This is a genomic window from Saccharopolyspora sp. 6V, from assembly GCF_020176785.1.
GTDB lineage: Bacteria > Actinomycetota > Actinomycetes > Mycobacteriales > Pseudonocardiaceae > Saccharopolyspora_C > Saccharopolyspora_C gregorii.
The window spans coordinates 1-19,006 of record NZ_JAIUKB010000104.1 but is presented as its reverse complement, the minus strand read 5'-3'; the positions used below and the strand labels follow the sequence as shown (position 1 = coordinate 19,006).

The 19,006-nt window shown below is 70.2% G+C and carries 18 protein-coding genes and 1 tRNA gene; 13 read left to right on the top strand and 6 right to left on the bottom strand.

Annotation, left to right across the window (positions count from 1 at the left end; translation table 11 throughout):
• Positions 1-59 precede the first annotated feature (59 nt).
• Entirely contained in the window at positions 60-704 is a 645-nt protein-coding gene (locus LCD35_RS20070; RefSeq protein WP_225044646.1) for a YbaB/EbfC family nucleoid-associated protein, read from the top strand.
• Here LCD35_RS20070 and LCD35_RS20065 read toward each other — a convergent pair.
• The 3 genes from LCD35_RS20065 to LCD35_RS20055 are packed head-to-tail and all read right to left on the bottom strand — an operon-like array spanning position 670 to position 4,345.
• Positions 670-2,790 carry a xanthine dehydrogenase family protein molybdopterin-binding subunit gene (locus LCD35_RS20065; protein ID WP_225044645.1) on the bottom strand — a complete coding sequence of 707 codons (2,121 nt, stop codon included), beginning with the start codon at positions 2,788-2,790 and terminating at the stop codon, positions 670-672. The two genes, LCD35_RS20070 and LCD35_RS20065, sit on opposite strands and share 35 nt — an antisense overlap.
• On the bottom strand, positions 2,787-3,779 hold the full coding sequence (locus LCD35_RS20060) for a xanthine dehydrogenase family protein subunit M (RefSeq protein ID WP_224961972.1): 993 nt from the start codon (positions 3,777-3,779) through the stop codon (positions 2,787-2,789). The genes LCD35_RS20065 and LCD35_RS20060 overlap by 4 nt, the downstream gene beginning before the upstream one ends.
• Positions 3,776-4,345, bottom strand: coding sequence for a (2Fe-2S)-binding protein (locus tag LCD35_RS20055; RefSeq protein WP_224961974.1), 570 nt, complete (start codon positions 4,343-4,345; stop codon positions 3,776-3,778). Before LCD35_RS20055 ends, LCD35_RS20060 begins: the two co-directional genes overlap by 4 nt.
• A gap of 370 nt (positions 4,346-4,715) precedes the next feature.
• On the opposite strand from LCD35_RS20055, the gene LCD35_RS20050 reads away from it, so the two are divergent.
• The 3 genes from LCD35_RS20050 to LCD35_RS20040 all read left to right on the top strand — a co-directional run bounded on the left by LCD35_RS20050 (position 4,716) and on the right by LCD35_RS20040 (position 7,508).
• Positions 4,716-6,131 carry an MFS transporter gene (locus tag LCD35_RS20050; RefSeq protein WP_225044644.1) on the top strand — a complete coding sequence of 472 codons (1,416 nt, stop codon included), beginning with the start codon at positions 4,716-4,718 and terminating at the stop codon, positions 6,129-6,131.
• A gap of 37 nt (positions 6,132-6,168) precedes the next feature.
• The gene (locus LCD35_RS20045) at positions 6,169-7,137 is read left to right on the top strand and encodes a zinc-binding dehydrogenase (protein ID WP_224967189.1); all 969 of its coding nucleotides are present in this window, start codon (positions 6,169-6,171) and stop codon (positions 7,135-7,137) included.
• A gap of 149 nt (positions 7,138-7,286) precedes the next feature.
• Positions 7,287-7,508: a hypothetical protein gene (locus LCD35_RS20040; protein WP_224961979.1), complete on the top strand. Its 222-nt coding sequence runs from the start codon at positions 7,287-7,289 to the stop codon at positions 7,506-7,508.
• Positions 7,509-7,895: 387 nt separating this feature from the next.
• Here LCD35_RS20040 and LCD35_RS20035 read toward each other — a convergent pair whose 3' ends face one another.
• Together LCD35_RS20035 and LCD35_RS20030 are read right to left on the bottom strand one after the other, a co-directional pair.
• Complete coding sequence (locus LCD35_RS20035; RefSeq protein ID WP_225044643.1) at positions 7,896-9,128, bottom strand: tetratricopeptide repeat protein; 1,233 nt, start codon at positions 9,126-9,128, stop codon at positions 7,896-7,898.
• A gap of 266 nt (positions 9,129-9,394) precedes the next feature.
• Entirely contained in the window at positions 9,395-9,763 is a 369-nt protein-coding gene (locus LCD35_RS20030) for a GntR family transcriptional regulator (RefSeq protein WP_225044642.1), read from the bottom strand.
• A 175-nt stretch (positions 9,764-9,938) separates the two neighbouring features.
• On the opposite strand from LCD35_RS20030, the gene LCD35_RS20025 reads away from it, so the two are divergent.
• The 8 genes from LCD35_RS20025 to LCD35_RS19990 all read left to right on the top strand — a co-directional run bounded on the left by LCD35_RS20025 (position 9,939) and on the right by LCD35_RS19990 (position 17,024).
• Positions 9,939-10,214, top strand: coding sequence for a helix-turn-helix domain-containing protein (locus LCD35_RS20025; RefSeq protein ID WP_225044641.1), 276 nt, complete (start codon positions 9,939-9,941; stop codon positions 10,212-10,214).
• Between the two features lie 2 nt (positions 10,215-10,216).
• Positions 10,217-10,624, top strand: a complete 408-nt coding sequence (locus LCD35_RS20020) for a hypothetical protein (RefSeq protein WP_225044640.1) — start codon at positions 10,217-10,219, stop codon at positions 10,622-10,624.
• Positions 10,624-10,998 carry a helix-turn-helix transcriptional regulator gene (locus LCD35_RS20015; RefSeq protein WP_225044639.1) on the top strand — a complete coding sequence of 125 codons (375 nt, stop codon included), beginning with the start codon at positions 10,624-10,626 and terminating at the stop codon, positions 10,996-10,998. The genes LCD35_RS20020 and LCD35_RS20015 overlap by 1 nt, the downstream gene beginning before the upstream one ends.
• Positions 10,998-11,741 (top strand): hypothetical protein, encoded by a 744-nt coding sequence (locus LCD35_RS20010; protein ID WP_225044638.1) that lies wholly within the window; start codon positions 10,998-11,000, stop codon positions 11,739-11,741. Before LCD35_RS20015 ends, LCD35_RS20010 begins: the two co-directional genes overlap by 1 nt.
• Positions 11,738-12,055 (top strand): hypothetical protein, encoded by a 318-nt coding sequence (locus tag LCD35_RS20005; RefSeq protein ID WP_225044637.1) that lies wholly within the window; start codon positions 11,738-11,740, stop codon positions 12,053-12,055. Before LCD35_RS20010 ends, LCD35_RS20005 begins: the two co-directional genes overlap by 4 nt.
• Positions 12,056-12,671: 616 nt before the next feature.
• A complete protein-coding gene (locus LCD35_RS20000; protein WP_225044636.1) occupies positions 12,672-13,907 on the top strand; it encodes a DUF3987 domain-containing protein in 1,236 nt (411 codons plus the stop codon).
• Between the two features lie 581 nt (positions 13,908-14,488).
• Positions 14,489-14,695, top strand: coding sequence for a helix-turn-helix domain-containing protein (locus tag LCD35_RS19995; protein ID WP_225044635.1), 207 nt, complete (start codon positions 14,489-14,491; stop codon positions 14,693-14,695).
• A 1,045-nt stretch (positions 14,696-15,740) separates the two neighbouring features.
• A complete protein-coding gene (locus LCD35_RS19990; protein ID WP_308016930.1) occupies positions 15,741-17,024 on the top strand; it encodes a tyrosine-type recombinase/integrase in 1,284 nt (427 codons plus the stop codon).
• Between the two features lie 82 nt (positions 17,025-17,106).
• On the opposite strand, the gene LCD35_RS19985 is transcribed toward LCD35_RS19990, so the two are convergent.
• Positions 17,107-17,182, bottom strand: a tRNA-Lys gene (locus tag LCD35_RS19985).
• A gap of 357 nt (positions 17,183-17,539) precedes the next feature.
• Here LCD35_RS19985 and LCD35_RS19980 point away from each other — a divergent pair.
• Positions 17,540-18,673, top strand: a complete 1,134-nt coding sequence (locus LCD35_RS19980; protein WP_308016929.1) for an Ig-like domain-containing protein — start codon at positions 17,540-17,542, stop codon at positions 18,671-18,673.
• Positions 18,674-19,006 lie beyond the last annotated feature (333 nt).

Here is a 19,006-nt window from a genome sequence, read left to right as displayed (position 1 = left end):
CACCCCGCCGCGGGCGCGCGGGCGCGCACGTCATCGAGCAGCACATCGGAGGGAAGAACATGTCCGGACCAGCGGGCTTCGCCGCACTCGGCAGCGACCCGGACGACCCGGAACGGCGCATCGAAGACTGGGTGAAGGGCGTCGAGGAGAAGGCCCGCCGCTACGAGGCGGTGCGCGAGGAGACCGAGCAGATCCGGTTGACCGCCACGGGCCCGGACGGCCGGGTGAAGGTGACGGTGCGCGCCGACGGCGGCCTCACCGGCATCGAGTTCTCGGAGAAGATCCGCTCGATGCCGTTGGATGAGCTGTCCGCGCAGATCCTCGGCACCATCCGCCAGGCGCAGGGCGACATCGCCTCCCGCGTCGGCGAGGTGATGTCCGAGCAGCTCGGCGACGAGGATCGCCAGACCCGGTCGCTGATGCTGGACAACCTGCGCGACCGCTTCCCGGAGGAACCGGACGAGCCGGAGGACGAGGCACCGGGGTCCGCCACGTGGGCGGCGCCGGAGGACGACGAGCCGCAGCAGCGGCCCGGCCCGACGCCGCCGAGCCCGCCGGGGTCCGGCCCGCCCGGCTCGTCCGCGACCCGCCCGACCGGCCAGCGCCGCCCGCGCAGACCGGACGACGACGAGGACTTCCCGTTGCGGGGCGAGCGGGCCGCCGACGCGGTTACCCGGCCGCCTCCAGCACCCTGTCCAAGCTGATCGGCAGCTCCCGGTGCCGCACCCCGGTCGCGTGCCACACGGCGTTGGCGATCGCCGCGGCCGTGCCGACGATGCCGACCTCACCGATGCCCTTCACCCCGGACGGGTTGCCCGGGTCGGGGTCGTCGACCCAGTCGACGTCGATCTCGGGGATGTCGGCGTGCGCGGCGATGTGGTACCCGGCGAGGTTCGCGTTGGCCTGGCGGCCGCTGGAGTCCCGCACGCCCTCTTCGTGCAGCGCCATCGACAAGCCCATGATCATGCCGCCGGCGAACTGGCTGCGCGCGGTGAGCGGGTTGATGATCCGCCCGACGGCGAACATGCCCAGCAGTCGCCGCACCCGCACTTCACCGCTGGTGACGTCGACGGCGACCTCGGCGAACTGGGAGCTGAACGAGTGCCGTTCGAGCTGTTCGCGGGCGCCGATGAGTTCGGTGGTGTCGGCGCGCGCGGTCACCGGGGCGGATTCCCCGGCCGCGAGCTTCTTCTGCAGCGCCCGCGCGGCCTCGATGATCGCGAACGACCAGGATTCGGTGCCGCGCGAGCCGCCCGCGATGAACGCGGGTCCGAAGTCGCTGTCGGCGATCCGGATCCGCACCGCCTCCAGCGGCACGTCCAGCGCCTCCGCGGCGACCTGGGCGAGCGCGGTGCGCGCCCCGGTGCCGATGTCGGCGGCGGCGATGCGCACCTCGTAGGTCCCGTCTTCCTCGGCGGTGATCGCGGCGGTGGAGGGCATCGGCCCGGCGCCGAACGATCCGGCGGCGACCCCGGTGCCGAGCAGCCAGCGCCCGTCCCGGCGCACCCCGGGCCGCGGATCCCGCTGCCACCAGCCGAAGCGGCTCGCGCCCTGCTCCAGGCAGTCCACCAGCCTGCGGCTGCTGAACGGCTTCCCGGAGGCGGGGCCGACGGTCGGTTCGTTGCGCAGCCGCAGCTCCACCGGGTCGACGTCGAGCCGCTGCGCGAGCTCGTCCATCGCCGATTCCAGCGCGAACGAGCCGGGTGCCGCGCCGGGCGCGCGCATCCAGCCGGGCGAGGGCACGTTCAGCGGCACCACCCCGGTTCGGGTGCGGATCGCCTCGGACGCGTACATCACGCCGGTGAGCTCGGTGCCGAGCTCCACGAACTCCTTCACGGTGGAGGTGAACGAGCGCGATTCGTGGTCGACGGCGCGCAACCGGCCGTCGGCGTCCGCGGCCAGCCGCACCCGCTGTTCGGTCGCCGAGCGCAACGAGGTGATCGCGAAGACCTGCGGCCGGGTCAGCACCACCCGCACCGGGCGCTGCAGCCGCGTCGCGGCCATGACCGCCAGCACCAGCTGCGGGCCGAGGGCCTTGGAGCCGAAACCGCCGCCGACGTGCTCGGAGCGGATCCGCACCGCCGCCGGGTCCAGGTCGAACAGCGTCGCCACGACCTGCGCGACCAGGTAGGAGCCCTGGTTGGCGTCGACGACCTCCAGCCTGCCGTCCTCCCAGCGGGCCATGGAGGCGTGCGGTTCCATCGCCGTGTGGTGCTCTTCGGGGGTGGTGTAGGTGTGCTCGACGACGGCCGCGGCCGCGTCGGCTTCCGCGTCCACGTCGCCCTTGTCGACGGTGCCCGCACCCTGCGGCGCGTACTCGGCGGGGTGGTCGGCGCGGAACTCGGCGTCGTGCGGTTCCTCCTCGTAGGCGACCTGGAGCGCGTCGGCGGCGGCGCGCGCCTGCTCCGGCGTCTTCGCCACCACCAGCGCCACCGGGTGCCCCACGTACTGCACCCGGTCGTCCTGGAGGAGCTGCAGCCCGGCGTCGGGGCCGAAGATCCCCGCTTCCGGGTTGAGCCGCGGCGCGTTGCCGTGGTGCAGCACGGTGAGCACGCCCGGCATGTCCAGCACCGCGGCGTCGTCGATGGAGCGGATCCGGCCGCGGGCGATCGTGGACAGCACCAGCGAGCCGTGCGCGAGGTCCTCGATGGGGTGGTCGCCCGCGTAGCGGGCTTCGCCGGTGACCTTGGCGCGGCCTTCGAGCCGGGTGCGCGCGGATCCGGCGGTGCCGGTGTCCGCGGGTGCGGTGGTGGTGCCGGTGGCGCTCAGCCGCGGGTCGACGGTGGTCATCGGGTGGCCTCCTCGGCGAGCTCGGTCAGCACGGACACCACGAGGTTCCGGACCAGCGGAACCTTGTAGGCGTTGTCCGGCAGGGGTGTCGCGGCGGCGAGTTCGGCGTCGGCGGCGGCCCCGAACTCGGCGGCGGTGGCGGGGCGGCCCAGCAGCGCGCGTTCCGCCGCGCGCGCCCGCCACGGCCGGTTGGCGACCGCGCCGAACGCGATCCGCACGTCGGAGACGACCCCGTCGCGCACGTCGAGCGCGGCGGCGATCGAGCCGTTCGCGAACGCGTAGGAGGCCCGTTCCCGCACCTTCCGGTACCGGGAGCGGGCCGCGATCTCCGCTCCGGGCAACGTGATCCCGGTGATCAGCGCGCCCGCGGGCAGCGCGACGTCCGCGTCCGGCCGGTCGCCCACCGGGCGGTGGAAGTCCGAATAGGACAGTTCGCCGGTGCCGTCGGCGGTCTCGTAGGACACCACGGCGTCGAACGCGGCCAGCGGCACCGCCATGTCCGACGGGCTGGTCGCCGCGCACTGCTCGGACCAGTCGAAGATCGCGTGGTTGTGGTGCTCGCCCTCGATGGCCGGGCACCCGCTGCCCGGCACCCGCTTGTTGCAGGGCTGGGTGACGTCGGCGAAGTAGCCGCAGCGGGTGCGCTGCAGCAGGTTCCCGCCGACGGTGGCCACGTTGCGCAGCTGACCGGAGGCGCCCGCGAGCACCGCTTGGGCGAGCGCGGGGAAGCGGCGCCGCACCTCCGGGTGGTTGGCGACGTCGCTGTTGGTGGCGGTGGCGCCGATGCGCAGCCCGCCGTCCGCGGCGACCTCGATGGCGTCCAGCGGCAGCCGGCGCACGTCCACCAGCTGCGGCGGCGTCTCCACCCCGACCTTCATCAGGTCGACGAGGTTGGTGCCGCCGCCGAGGAACCGCGCGTCCGGGTTCTCGGCGAGCAGGGTGGTGGCGGTGCGCACGTCGGTGGCGCGCCGGTACTCGAACTCCTTCACGCCGAGACCTCCGTTCCACCGCGGGACACGGTGCTCTCGACCTCGTGCATGGTGGCGGCCTGCGCGACCGCGCGGACGATGGAGTTGTGCGCGCCGCAGCGGCACAGGTTGCCGCTCATCCGCTCGCGGATCTCCGCGGCGTCCAGGGCGGGGGCGCCGGCCTCGGGCCGCACGTCCTCGGTGGCGGCGCTGGGCCAGCCCGCCGCGTGCTCCTGGAGGACGGCGACCGCCGAGCAGATCTGCCCGGGCGTGCAGTAGCCGCACTGGTAGCCGTCGAAGTCGAGGAACGCCTGCTGCACCGGGTGCAGCCGGTCGCCGTCGGCGATGCCCTCGACGGTGGTGACCTCGGATCCGTCGGCGGCGACGGCCAGCTGCAGGCAGGACACGGCGCGCTGCCCGTCGAGCAGCACGGTGCAGGCGCCGCACTGGCCCTGGTCGCAGCCCTTCTTGGTGCCCGTCAGGTCGAGGCCCTCGCGGAGCGCGTCGAGCAGCGTCGTGCGGTTGTCGACCGCGAGCGAACGGTCCTCGCCGTTCACCCGCAGCGAGATGGTGGTGTGGTGGGACATGGAGATCTCCGTCGGTGTCCGACAAGAACGGGAAGAGGTGCCGCGCGGTCGTTCCCGGAACGCGCCGCGCAGGCCGCGTCCGAGTGTGCTGGACGGGAACGGGCGCGGCCGGTTTCGCGCGGCCGGACCGGGCGCGCTGCCGGAGGTGCGGGGAACGTGCGTCCGGACTGCTCCACACCACCCCCCAGGCACAAACGCAGGCCGATCCGTCGGAAGGGATCAACGAACGGGGGCCCGGAAAAAATCCCAGCAGGCGACGTGCCTGGTCAGCGGTGCTCGTGCACCCGGTCGGGGAGCGGCGGGCGTGCCCGGACCCGATCTCGGGTACCCCCTGGCCCGGACCCGGAACCAGGCCGAGGAGGCGCAGCGGATGCCATCGTCGAGGACGGGACGTCGCACCGGGCCGGTTCGTCGGCTCGACGACCTCGTCACCATCGTCAAGGTCGGTAACGTGCGGCGGGCGGTCACCGCGGCCGGCATCGGCAACATGATGGAGTGGTTCGACTTCGGGGTCTTCAGCTACCTCGTGGTCATCACCGGCAAGGTGTTCTTCCCGGCCGGGAACGCCACCGCGCAGCTGCTGGCCACCTTCGCCACGTTCGCCGTCGCGTTCCTGGTGCGGCCGCTCGGCGGGTTCGTGTTCGGCCCGCTGGGGGACCGGATCGGGCGGAAGAAGGTGCTGGCCATCACGATGATGACCATGGCGGCGGGCACCACCGCCATCGGCCTGATCCCCTCGTACGCCACCATCGGCATCTGGTCGCCGATCCTGCTGCTGGTGGCCCGGGTCGTGCAGGGCTTCTCCACCGGCGGCGAGTACGGCGGGGCCACCACGTTCGTCTCCGAGTACTCGCCGGACAAGCGGCGCGGTTTCCTCGCCAGCTGGCTGGAGTTCGGCACCCTGGCGGGGTATTCGCTCGGTGCCGCCGTGGTCACCGCGCTGCTGACGACCCTGGGCGAGCAGGACATGGTGAACTGGGGCTGGCGGATCCCGTTCCTGCTGGCGGCGCCGCTCGGCGTGATCGGGCTGTACCTGCGATTCCGGCTGGAGGAGACGCCCGCCCAACAGCAGCAGGAGAGCGGCGGCGAGGACGAGGGCCGGCTGGCCGGTTACCGCACCATCTTCCGCGACCACTGGCGGCCGCTGCTGCTGTGCGTGGCGATGGTGGCGGTGTTCAACGTGGTCAACTACATGCTCACCTCCTACATGCCGACCTACATCACCGCGGACCTGCACTACGCGCACACCTCGGCACTGGTGTTCGTGCTGGTCACCATGCTGATCATCATGGGTTTCGTGGTGCGGCTCGGGCGCGCCTCGGACAAGATCGGCCGGTTGCCGATCATCGCGGCGGGGTCGGGGGCGCTGGTGGTGCTGTCCTGGCCGGCGTTCTGGCTGATCAGCCGCGGTTCGGTGGGGCTGGTGGTGGCCGGGTTGGTGCTGATCGGGCTGATGCTCATCGCGTTCAGCTCCACGATGCCGTCGAGCCTGCCCGCGCTGTTCCCCACCGAGGTCCGCTACGGCGGCGTGTCGATCGGGTTCAACATCTCGGTGGCCCTGTTCGGCGGGACGACCCCGCTGCTGTCGCAGGCGCTGGTCACCGGCACCGGCCACAGCACCGCGCCCGCGTTCCTGCTGATGGCCGCCGGGGTGGTGGGGCTGGTCGCGGCCTGGTTCGCCCGGGAGTCCGCGGGGCTGCCGCTGCCGGGGGCGAAGCCCACCGCGTCCTCCCGCGCGGAGGCCCGCGAAGCGGTGCGGGAGATGCGCGAGCGGGACGAGGCATGATCGGGAACGGACGTCGATCGAATCGGGAGTGGTGGTCGTGAAAGCAGCGGTGTACTACGAGAACGGCGGGCCGGACGTGCTGCGCTACGCGGACGTCCCCGACCCGGAGATCGGTCCGGGGGAGGTGCTGCTGCGCATCGAGGCCGTCGGCGTGCAGGGCGGCGACCTGCTGCACCGGCAGTCCGCGCCGCCGGAGACCACGCCGCACGTCGTCGGCTACCAGGCCGCGGGCACGGTCGCCGCGGTCGGCGAGGGCGTCACCGGCCTGCGCGAGGGGCAGCGGGCGGTGGCGTTCATGCCGCACGGTTCGCACGCCGAGCTGGCCGCGGTGCCGGAGCACAACGCCTACCGGGTCCCGGACGACCTGGATCCGCGGCTGGCCGCGGGCATCCCCGTCGAGTTCGGCACCGCCGACGACTGCCTGTTCGAGTTCGGCCGGTTGCGCGCGGGCGAGGTGGTGCTGGTGCAGGCCGCGGCGGGTGGTGTCGGCCTGGCCGCGGTGCAGCTGGCCGCGGCGGCGGGCGCCACGGTGCTCGGCACCGCCTCCAGCGCGGAGAAGCTGGCGCGGCTCGGCGAGCACGGCCTGCACCACGCGATCAACTACCGGGAGGAGGACGTCGCCGCCCGGGTCGCCGAGCTCACCGATGGCCGCGGCGTCGACCTGGTGGTGGATCCGGTCGGCGGCCGCACCTTGGAGAGCAGCGTGGCCGCGCTGGCCTACCGGGGCCGGATCAGCTGGGTCGGCCAGGCCGGGCGGGAGCCGAACCCGCCGCGGCTGGATCCGCTGATGTTCAAGAGCGCCTCGCTCAACGGCGTCTACTTCGGCGGCGAGATGGCGCACGACCCCGCCCGCACCCGCGCGCTGATCGAACGCCTCATCGCCCGGGTCGCCGCGGGCGAGCTGACCGTGGTCGTCGACCGCGAGTTCCCGCTCGCCGAAGCGGCCGAGGCGCACCGCCACATCGAGGGCCGCGGCGCCTTCGGCCGGGTCCTGCTCATCCCCTGAACCGCGAGCTCCGGGGCGGCGCTCCCGTGAGGGGATCCCCCGTCCGGCCGAACGAGCCCCGAGGCCGGCCGCGGGTGGTTCCTAGGGTCGCGGGCGGCAGAGCGGCAGAGCGCCGCTCGCACGTGATCCTCGTGGAGAAGGTGTTGTTGATGCGGTTCCGCAAGAGCATGGCTGCGATGGTCCTCTGCGCCACCGGCGCCGGTGCCTCCCTGATGGGCGCGGGTACCGCGCTCGCCTGGCACAACGAGGTCCTCGGGGAGTACGGGACGTTCGAGAACTGCAGCAAGCACTTGGACGAGGTCGTGTCGCGGCCGGACGTCGGCGGCGCCGAGTGCGCTCCGGACGGGCAGATGGTCGGCTCGGTCCGCTGATCGGCGGCGGTTCCCGGGTGCGCGGCGCGTGCCCGCGGGGCACCGACGAGGCCGGTCCCGTTCCTCGCGGGGGGCGGGACCGGCCGATGCCGGATCTCCGGCCCCCGGATTCTTCCGCCCTGCTGGACGCGATCGCGGAAAGGCGCGGGATTCTCACCGGCTCGATGGGCAAAAGAAAAACCCCAGGTCGATGACCTGGGGTTTCGGTGCGCCAACAGGGACTCGAACCCCGAACCCGCTGATTAAGAGGGATTGGGCGCGGAGTTCACCGGGGTGCGGCTGGGTTCAACCGCCCTGCTCACCGTGAGTCGCGGGACATCAGGGGAACGGCGAACGGCGGCGAACTGAGCCCACAACTGAGCCCACCGTGCCCGGGCCTCCGAAGGCTCAGACGTCAGGCCGAAGCGCCTTGAGCTGCTCCACGTAGGCGTCTGCTTCGGGCTCACCCCGGTAGCGCTCGCCGAGCACCTGGGACAGGTCTTGGGCGACCATCGTGAGCGAGGGAAGCGACTTCCGGTCGCCGCTCAGCGCCCGTCGGCCATGCGTCACCGCCTCCTCCAAGTCCCCCTCTCGTGCGGCCACGACTCCGAGTGTCACCTGGGCCTCGGCGATTCGCATCGGCCAGCGCTCGAACCCGTTGAAGTCCTTGCTTGCCCGAATGACTTCCTCGGACAGTTCTCGCGCCATGCGGTTCTCTCCGACGTGCCTATAGCAGTCCATCACGTAGAAGTCGTACTTCGACGGGTCGACGACGAAATGGTTCTCGATGTTCTCGGGGTAGGGCATTCCGTCGAGAACCAGGCGGCCCCGTTCAAGGGCGTTGCGCATCTCCTCGGTACGTCCCATTCGTGCCCATGCCTTCGCTTCCTGCGCGATGAGCTGAACGGCCACACTGTGGTTTCCTGCGGCTTGCTGCCCGGCTGCTGCTGCCGAGATCACGCCCCGGTAGTTCCCTGACGTCAGGGCGAACCAAGCTTGCATTTCGTGCGCCCAGCCGAGAATGCCATTGCTGCCAACCTCTTTGCCAAGGCTGAGTGCCGACCGGCGAGTGGACTCGGCGCGTCGGCGGTCGCCCAAGTCGTACTCCAGGCAGCCAACCAACAAGGCCAGCCAACCGGCGAGTTCGAGCGTTTCGCGGCGCTGACGGAAGGTGAGCCTCTGCTCTTGCATCTCAACAAGGCGGCGTAGCCACTGGCGCCCCTCGCCGATCAGGTCTTTCGCTGGAAGGCGGGAGTACTCCGAGCACAACTTGTCCACCGTGATGCGTACAGCTTCGAGGGTGGCGTCATTGACGTCAGATCGATGAAGATGGCTGACAATTTCGAGCGTATCCATCCCCGTCGCATTGACGAGATCGAGATCGTTTCCGGGGCGCGTGGGGGGTGGGAATAGGGCGGCGGTGACCGTGCCCAGTGTTGCCGCAACGATCGATGCATAGAAATCGCTGGGCTTGTTCTCTCCGCGCTCCCATGCCTTCCAGCGGCGAAGCAGATGTTCCGCGCTCGGCAGTTCGTCGGAGGAATGCGAGCGCATTTCCTCAACCGCCTTCGGCTGCGACCATCCGCGTGCTTCGCGCATAGCACGGATTCGGCGCGCCCAGGTCGGTGCGTCCTCGGTCATCCGGCCTCCCAAGGTAGGTGCCCGGCTCCAGTGTGGCACTGCCCGTCCGTGATGCGGGCGGTGTCACCGAGGTGACACGGCCGTATCACCGTGTCACCTCGGTGACCCCCTCCCGACACTGTGGGACACGTGGGGGCCCAGGTGATTGTGGAGTCATGGAAATAGCAGGCACACAAGGGCTTTCGTGGGTCCTTAGTGGATTGCGGGTGACGGTCGGCGGGCCTCCGCCGTCGGCTGCCTCGGCGCGGGCGAAGGTGCTGCGCGGATCACAAGCGCTCTTGACGTTCTTCGATACGCGCAAGGCGCGTGTTGATCTGATCGAGCTGTTGCAGGACCCGCTCCAGCATGGCGGGCACGTCATTCGCGGAGGCGGATGCCGCCCGCTCGACAAGGTCCGGAAGCGAGCGGCGTACCCAGGAACCTTCGCCCTGGCGGCTAACGATCAGGCCTTCCTCGCGCAGAACGCCGAGGGCCGACTTCACCGTGCCCAGGGATACGCCGTAGCCGTCCGCCAGCTCGGATTGCTTGGGGAGGCGGACGCCGGGCTGGAGCTCGCCGGAGTGGATCGAGGAGCGGAGGTCATCGGCTACCTGTTGAAAGGGCGCTTGAGGGTCATCTGGGTCGACTTTTCGCATGTCAGCAAGGGTAGCGAGATCTCGCCGCTAGGCCAACTAGGCGACATAGCTTTGACTAGGTCGGCTAAGTTGTCTAACGTTGCACATGTCCCGCTGATCCCAGCGGAAGCCAAGCAAAAGCCCCGACCGGTGCTGGCACACCGATCGGGGCGGACATCGAAGTTGGGAGATCTCGATGCAGTTCGAGGGTAGCCGGTTCTACCGGGTCAAGGCAGTCGCCGAGATGTTCGACGTGTCGGTGAACACGATCTACCGGGCCATCGAGTCCGGACGGCTGGACGCGATGAAGCTCGGTGAAGGCAAGGGCGCGGTGCGGATCCAGGGGGAGGCGCTGAACCACTACGTCGAGCAGTGCTCGCAGGCGGCCTACGAGGCGTTCGTGACCGGCGAGGAATCGCTGTCGGGCGAGTTGGCCGACAACGAGCAGGGTTCGGCTGGAGAGGTGGCGTGATCATGGGTGAGTTCGCCAAGGGTTCGATCGGTGGTCACGGCGTGGTTTTCCAGGCGGCGCACCGGGATGGCAACGACACGCCTGCGGCGGTGCAGGTGTCGATGACGGTTCCGATGTCCTATGAGGACATCGTGGCCGCGCTCTACATCGTGGCCACCGGCGGGATGGGGCTGGACGAGCTGGCCGACGACGACATGGTGCGGCGGGTGGTGGTGGAGACGCTGCTGTCCGAGGACAGCGCGTTCCTGACCAGCGTCAGCGTGGATCTTGAGGAGGCCCGGTCCGGTTCGGCCGAGTACGCCTTGGCCCAGGCGCTGCGGGCGCGGGTGGTCGAGGTGTTCGCTCCGACCGCGTCCCGGTCGGCGAAGAGCGCTTCGCGGCGCCGCGCGCTGGCGGAGGTGAGCGCGTGATGGCCGCAGCGGAGGTAGGTGTGACGTTGCTGAAGCAGGCGCGGGCGGCCAGTGGGATGACGCAGGGCGAGGTCCGGGCGAAGCTCAAGGCCGCGCGACGGGGGCAGGGGAAGATGCCGCCGAAGGACGCCAGCCTGAAGCGGATGTACACCGAGTGGGAACTGGGCAGGGTGTCGCCGACGGACTGGTGCGCCGAGCTGTGCGAGGTGTTCGGGGTGTCCCCGGCGACGCTCGGGTTCGCCGAGTCCGGCCCCGTCCAGCAGCCGGGCGATCAGGCGCAGGGGTGGCGCTGCGTGCGTCGGCGCGGTCACCTGTCGCTGCTGATCTGCACGGACGCCGTCGCTACTTCCGGCGAGTGGGGGGTGACCGCGTGATGCCGGCGTTGACGCGGCGGCCCGGCGACCCCGCGCCGGGTGGTGGCGGGTTCGGGGTGCGGACCGAGATCGGCCGGTTCGTGCCGCTGTTGCCCGCAGAGCAGCAGGCGTTGGTGACGGTGCGGGTTCCGGGGCTGGAACAGGGGGTGATCCTGTGTTCGGGCACGTTGTCCGGGTACGGGCAGGACACCTGGTCGCAGACCGCGGTGCGCGCGGTGCAGGCGGTGCACCACCGGCAGGCGCAGACCGGGCAGCGGGCCGCGTTCGGCCGCCTGCACTCGTGGCTTCAGAACGGGGCGCATCGGGTGGACCTGGAACGGGCGTGGGCCTACCGGCAGGACCGGCACCTGGCCCGCAAGGTCAGCCCGCGCCACCAGGCGGCTTTGGTCGAGCACCGGGGGCGGTGGCTGCCACCGGACACCCCGGTCACGGTCCGGCGGCACTGGAACAGCCCCCTGCGGGCCGTCTATCGCCTCGGGGACGTCGCGGGCCTGACCTGGTCGACCAGGTCAGGCGGGTACGGGGGCCGGGCGAACCGGGCGTACGTGCACGGCGTGGTGTCGTGTCAGGCGGCGGTGGAGGGCGCGGTGGCGCACTCCTGTGCTCACGGCCCGGCCCCGCACTGGATCAAGGTGTGCTTGACCGCGGTGGACAACGGCGGCACCCGCTCCGTGCTGACACGGCACCTGCGGGCGCTGGCCGACGCCGCCGCGGACCCGGTCGAGTTGGGGGTGATCTCGTGAGGGTCGATCAGGAGATCACCCGCGACGGGGTGCTTACGGCCCTGTACCTGTGCCCGGTGGAGGACTGGGAGCTTCGGGCGGCGACGGTGCCGCAGCTGGCTGCCTACGTCGCCAGGCTCTACACCATCGCGCCCCGCTCGGAGTGGGACCGGTTGGGTCGTGGGTTGCGGGTGCTGGTGGACCAGCGCGGCCCGTACCTCGATCGGACGCGCTACGCCTTGGCCGAGGCCCTCACCGACGCGCTGACAGCGATGGAGCTGGATGTGGCGGTGCACCCGGTCGAGTTCGCACCGGACCACTGCCACCCCAACTAGTCGCCCGGCGGGACGGGGTGTCCGGCCTGGTCGCGAGGACGCGACCAGCAGGAACACCGATTGGTGCTGGTCGTGCCTCGATCGGGCTGCGACCAGCACGAATCGAGGCCGGATCGAGGGCGATCGACCCCCGCGATCGACCCCGGATTGAGCCGGGTCCGAGACCCCGGTGACCTGCATGGGAAGAACCCGCCGGAGAGGGGCCGAGGCCCCTCCCGAGAACCGGGTTCTCGGGGCCGGTGAACTGCAACGGGATACCCCCGGATACCCCTCCCGCCGCACCCCTTCCGCCTACCGCTGACCCCCACTGTCCCGGCCTCTGTCGGGCCGGTGGGTGACGAACGGGAGACCCCTACCGATGAGCACACACGAGCCCACTTCGGGCACCGAACCAGGGCGGCCCCGGCTGCACCTGGTCGGCGACCCGCCGGGGGTTACCGATGCCGGTCGCACCGCCAGTAACCCCGGTAACCCCACCGCTACCGAGACCCCTACCGGCGCTGGCCGCGCCCCCGGTAGCCCTGCGGTAGCCCTGCCGCCGGACCCGGAGATCGACCGGCAGGCGCACGCTCAGATCCAGCGCGCCCGCGTCGAACTCCCCGAACGCGACGACGCGATGTTCTCGACGTTCCTCGGGCACCTGGTCGGCCAGGTCGAGCCGACCAGCGAGGCGGACCCGGTCAACATCCTGGCCTCACTGCTGGCCACCACCGGCGTGCACCTCGGGAGCGGTCCGCACATCCGGGCCGGGGACGATCGGCATCCGCTGCTGGTGTGGCCGATGGTGATCGGCCGGACCGGTATCGGCCGCAAGGGCGCCGGGTGGTCGGCGGCGAAACGCCTTCTCCACGGGGCTGATCCGTGGTTTCTGGCCTCGCACGTCCACTCCGGACTGACCTCCGGTGAGGGCCTGGCGCAGATGTTCGCCGCCGACGACACCGAGTCCACCGACGACGCGGCGGAGGACTCCGCGGGCAAGGCGAAGCGGCGCGGTGGGCTGTTGCCGCCGGGGGACCGGCGCCTGTTGGCGTTCGAGCCGGAATGGGCCTCGGTCATGGCCCGGATGCGCCGCGACGGCAACACCCTGTCGGCGACGCTGCGCGCCGCGTGGGAGGGCGGCGACCTGTCCACCCTCGGGGTGAACGCGCGCATCGTGCGCGACACCCACATCGGCATCCTGACCCACATCACGCCCGGTGAGTTCCGCTCGAAGCTGTCGGGCTCGGACCTGGCCGGGGGCACCTACAACCGGTTCCTGCCCGTCCTGGTCGCCCAAACCCGGTTCCTGCCCGGCGGCACCGGCGCGGACCCGCACCTGCTGACCCGCCTCGGCGCCGACCTCGGCACCAGGCTGGAGACCGGCGGGCAGCTGCGTGGGCTCGACCTCACCGACCAGGCCGCCTACCTGTGGCGGCGCCTCTACGTCGAGTTCGGCGGCTACACCACCGACGACGGCCCCGTAGTCCAGTTCCTCTCCCGCGCCGCACCGAACTGCCTGCGCATCGCAGGTATCCATGCCGCGCTCGACGGCTCCCACCTGATCACCCCTACCCACCTCGAAGCAGCCGCCGCTTTCATCCGCTACGCCGTCGACTCCGCCCGCGCCATCTTCGGGAGCAGCGCGGCCGACCGGCTGGCCGACTGGATTGCGCAAGCCGGAGAACAGGGCCGTAGCCGAGAGGAGGTCCGGGCGAAGTTCTTCCGGGGCAACGCCGACAAGGACACCATCACCGGCCACCTCAATGACCTGGTCGATGCCGGGCGCATCGCCTGCACGAAGCTGCCGCGCGCCGACGGCAAGCCCGGACGCGGAAAGGAGGTCTACATCGCCACCCACACCACCGAGACCTGACGTGGTTTACGTGGTTACGCGGTTAGGGGCTGACCAGCACAAACACGGCAGACCTAACCACGTACGGCACGTGGTTTGGTCCCTAACCACGTAGCGAACGTGGTTAGGGGTGCAGCAAAACCGCAGGTCAAGGCCAAACCACGTAACCACGTAAACCGCGTAGCCGCCCCGCCCCGGAAACCCGGTCGGCGGCGCCACGCCGGGAGGCCGAGTTAGGCGAACCGGCGTGGTGGCGGGAGACCGTTTCCGGGGGGTTGCAGCGGGTCTCGCGCGGGGATCTAACTCGGCTAACTTGCTAACTCCCTGCTGGTCACCGGCGGGTCAGGGCCGGTGAGGCGCCGGGTTAGAAATCTAACCCGCCGCGGCGGCGCTAACCCCTGCTCTCACGTCGGCGCGGCGAGTGAGCGGGCCAGTGAACCGGGCCGCGGCGAGTGGGAACCCACTTCACCGCCCACTCCTGACACCCACTCGGTGCGACCAGCACCGACACCGACAGAAGTGAGCGAGTGACCCGAGTGAACCGCCCCATCCACACCGTCCACGAGCCCGCCCCTGGCGGGAGTAAGCGAGGAATTACTTCCATGACCCACACCGACCAGACCCGGCACGTCCTGCTCACCGTCGAAGAGACCGCCCGCCGGTTGGGACTCGGACGCACCACCGTGTTCGGCCTCATCCGCACCGGCGAACTCCACTCCGTGCGCATCGGCCGCGCCCGCCGCGTCCCCACCGAGGCCATCGGCGACTACGTCCGGCGCCTCTCGACCAGCCAGCAGCGGGCCGCATGAACCGCACCGCGGGCAAGGGAACCGAGAGGGACTCGGGAAGGGAACGCCACCACCCGAAGGGAATTTCCCCTTCCCCGCTCCCTTACCGGTTCCCTCGGGGCGACCTGCACGAACCCGCCAGAAGGGAACGAGGGACCGAAGGGAACGTTCCGCGCGGAACCCCGCCGGAACGTGCTTCGGGCAGGAACGCCGGCGTTCCCTCCCTCGGCTCGTCCGGGGGCTCTAGACCTAGAGCGCCAGGGGTCTAGGTCTCCCCCCCCGCCTAGACCCCGCGGGGCGCGGTGACCAGGCGCCTAGTGCCTAGAGGCCACCCACCAGCAGGACACCGGAACCCGCCCTCGCGGGGTTCTGCCGCCCGGCATCCACCCCATCCACCCCTCCACCCACACACCACTTCGCGCAGCTCAACCGTGGTGGCCACCCCAGGTGAACCACCGGGTGGAGATCCACCCCGTACCCGCGCATCCACCACCACATCCACCCTGCATCCGCCCGACGCTCACTGAGACCTCCGAGCCCACCAAGCGCCGCACCGGCACCGAGCCGCAGCTCACAGCAGCCGGAATCAAACCCGCAAACCCGCAAACCCGCAGAACCCCACCCTGACCAGCAACAACACCCGAAAACACCCCTCGAAACCAAACCCGCCAACCACACCTCCAAACCCGCAAAGCAGCTGCTTTGCGGGTCTAGAAACCGGCAAGCCGAACCAAACCCGCACCCCAAAACCCCAGGTCACACCCCGTTTTGCGGGTTTGCGGCTATAAAACCGCCAATCCCAGCCCCGCACCACACGCACGACACCAGCACCGCAAAAGAGGCTGGAACAGTGGGGGGTCTCGGCACCCGGACCGGCCACCGGTGCCAACACCCCACCCACCCCGCTCCAAGCCCTCCACGGCGCTCTCAACGCGCCCTGAGAAGCCCTCTGCCAACGCTCATCCACCGAGCACCCCGGAACCACACCCGGCAACACCAAGCCGCCACACGCAAACCCACACCCCTGTTCCAGCATCTCTACAAGCGACCGAGAAGGAACCGAACCATGCCGCGCAAAAAACGACCCGAAGGAACCCGCGCACCCAATGGCTCTGGCAGCATCTACCAAGATAAGGATGGGCGCTGGCACGGGCGAGTAACCATGGGTGTACGTGATGACGGTAAGCCCGATCGACGCCATGTTCGCGGAAAGACCGAATCCGAGGTCGTTTCGAAGGTTCGCGAACTGGAGAGGGAGCGAGAAGGCGGGCGAATCTCGAAGCCGGGGAACAGGTGGCGAGTCCAAGCGTGGTTGGAGCACTGGCACGAGCACATCGCAGTGCCCCCCAACGTTCGGCCGAAAACGTGGTCGTACTACCACACTGCTGTTGTGCACTACATCGTTCCCGAAATCGGCGCGCATTGGCTCGATCGGCTAGAGCCTGACCACATCGAGAAGATGTACACGCGGCTCCGCAATGCCGGTAAGAAGCCGAGCACCGTGCAGCAGGTGCACCGGACGTTGCGCGCAGCCTTGAACGAGGCATACCGCAGGCGCTACATCAAGAGCAGTCCGATGGAGGTTGTGAAGTCCCCGCCGGGAGAGGAACGCGAAATCGACCCTCTGACGGTCAAAGAAACGCGTGCGTTGCTGGAGCGTGCGGGGAAACGCAGGAACGGCGTTCGGTTTGTCGTAGCGCTGGCGCTCGGAATTCGCCAAGGGGAAGCGCTTGCGATGCGGTGGCGGTACGTCGACCTCGACAACGGAACGGTGTGGGTGAGGAAGGCGCTTCAGCGGCGAACTTGGCAGCACGGGTGCGAGGGCACTTGTGGGCGAAAGCGCGGCGCGGACTGCCCTAAGCGCTATGGCGGCGGCCTGGTGGAAGTCGACACGAAATCGAACTCGGGAAGGAGGAAGGTCGGCATCCCCGATCCGGTTGTGCGAGCGCTGAAGGTGCACAAGATGGCCCAGGAGCGCGAACGTGAAGAGGCTGGTAGCGAGTGGTCCGGCGAGGACTGGGTGTTCGCCCAGCCGAACGGCAATCCGATCGACCCGCGGCGGGACTACGACGAGTGGCTTGATCTTCTCGCCGATGCGGACGTGCGCCCGGCCCGGCTGCACGACGCTCGGCACACGATGGCGACCATGCTCCTGGTCCTCCGCATCCCCTCCCGGACCGTGATGACCATCATGGGCTGGTCGCAGGAGTCGATGCTCAAGCGCTACCAGCACGTGCCGGACGAAGTCCTGGACGGCGTGGCCACCGACGTCGGGAAGCTGCTTTGGGCGGACGCCGGCGGCGAGCGTGACGGCGGCGCCGAAGGGCAGGGGGAGCCAGCGTTCCCGTAGCGAAGAAGGGGTAGTGAGACCACATCTGAAACCACGAAGGCCCGTCCCACTGGGACGGGCCTTCGTTTGTGCAGTTCAGCACTGGTGCGCCAACAGGGACTCGAACCCCGAACCCGCTGATTAAGAGTCAGCTGCTCTGCCAGTTGAGCTATTGGCGCTTGGTGTTCACCAGGTTTTCGTTCTTGCCGTCTCCCTGGCGACGAAAGAAACTTTAGCACCCCGTTCCGGGGGGTGAATCGGGGGGTGCCTTTCGGGGTGCGCGGTGGCGTTTCAGCCGGTCGGCGGGGTCCGATGTGGCTGGACGAGCAACCGAGGAGGGTCGTCATCCGTCTCCCGGGTGAAGATCCGCGGTTGACTCTTCGTGCAGGGCTGGTCGTCGGCCACACGGTCGGGGGGCTGATGCACACTGTTCTCAGGCGGATGTGGGGATCGGATCGAACGGACAGTCACGCATGAAGCTGTGTCTTAACTCTGTCGGGAGAGTTCTGGGGGCGTCGTCTCGTGCGGTGCCGGCCGTGGTCGTGGCGTTGGTGGGGATGCTCCTCGCGTCGTGCACGGGTGGCGGGGCGAGCAGCCCGGCCCCGCCGCCACCGCCGCCCGCGTCGGCCAGGTTCGATCCGGCGAACGGCGCCCAGCGGATCTCGCCGACCGCGCCCATCACGGCCACCGCCGTCGACGGCCGGATCACCGCCGCCGAACTGGTGAACCAGGACGGCAAGCCGGTGGCGAACACCGTCGCACCGGACGGCGCGAGCTGGTCCGCCTCCGAGCCGCTCGGCTACGGCAAGACCTACACGGCGAAGCTCACCCTGCAGGGCGCGGCAGGCGCCCCGGTCGTCCAGGAATCCACGTTCAGCACCGTCGATCCCGAGAACCAGACCTACGTGTCGATGAACCCGCTCGACGGGGAGACCGTCGGCGTCGGCCAGCCGCTCGCGTTCTACTTCTCCGAGAACGCGCCCGCCCCGGACAAGGCCAAGGCCGAAGAAGCCATCCGCATCCAGACGGAACCGGCCGTGGAAGGCGCCTTCTACTGGTTCGACGACCGCGAGGTGCACTGGCGCCCCCAGGAGTACTGGAAGCCCGGCACGAAGATCACGATCAACGCGGACGTCTACGGCAAGGACCTCGGCAACGGCTCCTGGGGCGAGGAGAGCCGCAACGCCACCATCACCATCGGCGACGCCGTCGTGCTCCGCGCCGACGGCTCCAGCCACACCATGTCCGTCGAGGTCAACGGGGCCACCCGGCGCACCATGCCGGTGTCGCTCGGCAAGCCGGCGTGGCCGTCGAACAACGGCGTGCACGTGGTCACCGAGCACCACGCCACGAAGATCATGGACTCGTCGAGCTACGGCCTGGACGTCGACGACGGCGGCTACCGCACCGAGGTGAAGTGGGCGGTGCGCATCTCCAACGGCGGTGAGTTCCTGCACGCGGCCCCGTGGTCGGTCGCCCAGCAGGGCAGCAGCAACGTCAGCCACGGTTGCATCAACATGAGCGACGCCAACGCCAAGTGGGTCTACGACCTGCTCAAGAAGGGCGACGTCGTGGAGATCACGAACTCCGGCGGGCCGAACCTGCGGTCCTGGGACGGCTTCGGCGACTGGCAGGTCCCCTGGGCCGAATGGACCGCCGGGAACCGGTGAGCCTCGGTGGTCGCTCGCCCTGCTTCCCGGGGCGGGTGGCGGGATCTCAGCGGCCCCCTCGCTGCGGGCTCGTGCGCGCAGGTGGCTCTCCGCCGCAGGCCGTCCTCGCGAGGGGCCCGCTGAGAACCCGCGGGTGGTCCCGTTGCGCACGTGGTCGCCGCTCATCGGCTTCGCCGCGAACGGGGAAAGGCGGCGGTCCGCCTCGGTTTCCGCCCCCTGCAATGCGAAAGGCCCCCGCCGCGCACCGCGCGGGGCGTTTACCCCGGGGTGGGTGAGCGGGGTGGAAGCCGCGCCACCCGGGGCCACACACCCCTGGTCTTCCAAATGTGGGAA

Bases quoted from the DNA above. Each gene is read 5' to 3' on its own strand.
- LCD35_RS19990 (WP_308016930.1), top strand. From the start codon at position 15,741: ATGCCGCGCAAAAAACGACCCGAAGGAACCCGCGCACCCAATGGCTCT.
- LCD35_RS20050 (WP_225044644.1), top strand. From the start codon at position 4,716: ATGCCATCGTCGAGGACGGGACGTCGCACCGGGCCGGTTCGTCGGCTC.
- LCD35_RS20030 (WP_225044642.1), bottom strand. From the start codon at position 9,763: ATGCGAAAAGTCGACCCAGATGACCCTCAAGCGCCCTTTCAACAGGTA.
- LCD35_RS20035 (WP_225044643.1), bottom strand. From the start codon at position 9,128: ATGACCGAGGACGCACCGACCTGGGCGCGCCGAATCCGTGCTATGCGC.
- LCD35_RS20015 (WP_225044639.1), top strand. From the start codon at position 10,624: ATGGCCGCAGCGGAGGTAGGTGTGACGTTGCTGAAGCAGGCGCGGGCG.
- LCD35_RS20000 (WP_225044636.1), top strand. From the start codon at position 12,672: ATGTTCTCGACGTTCCTCGGGCACCTGGTCGGCCAGGTCGAGCCGACC.
- LCD35_RS20010 (WP_225044638.1), top strand. From the start codon at position 10,998: ATGCCGGCGTTGACGCGGCGGCCCGGCGACCCCGCGCCGGGTGGTGGC.
- LCD35_RS20055 (WP_224961974.1), bottom strand. From the start codon at position 4,345: ATGTCCCACCACACCACCATCTCGCTGCGGGTGAACGGCGAGGACCGT.
- LCD35_RS20070 (WP_225044646.1), top strand. From the start codon at position 60: ATGTCCGGACCAGCGGGCTTCGCCGCACTCGGCAGCGACCCGGACGAC.
- LCD35_RS20020 (WP_225044640.1), top strand. From the start codon at position 10,217: ATGGGTGAGTTCGCCAAGGGTTCGATCGGTGGTCACGGCGTGGTTTTC.
- LCD35_RS20040 (WP_224961979.1), top strand. From the start codon at position 7,287: ATGCGGTTCCGCAAGAGCATGGCTGCGATGGTCCTCTGCGCCACCGGC.
- LCD35_RS19995 (WP_225044635.1), top strand. From the start codon at position 14,489: ATGACCCACACCGACCAGACCCGGCACGTCCTGCTCACCGTCGAAGAG.
- LCD35_RS20025 (WP_225044641.1), top strand. From the start codon at position 9,939: ATGCAGTTCGAGGGTAGCCGGTTCTACCGGGTCAAGGCAGTCGCCGAG.
- LCD35_RS20065 (WP_225044645.1), bottom strand. From the start codon at position 2,790: ATGACCACCGTCGACCCGCGGCTGAGCGCCACCGGCACCACCACCGCA.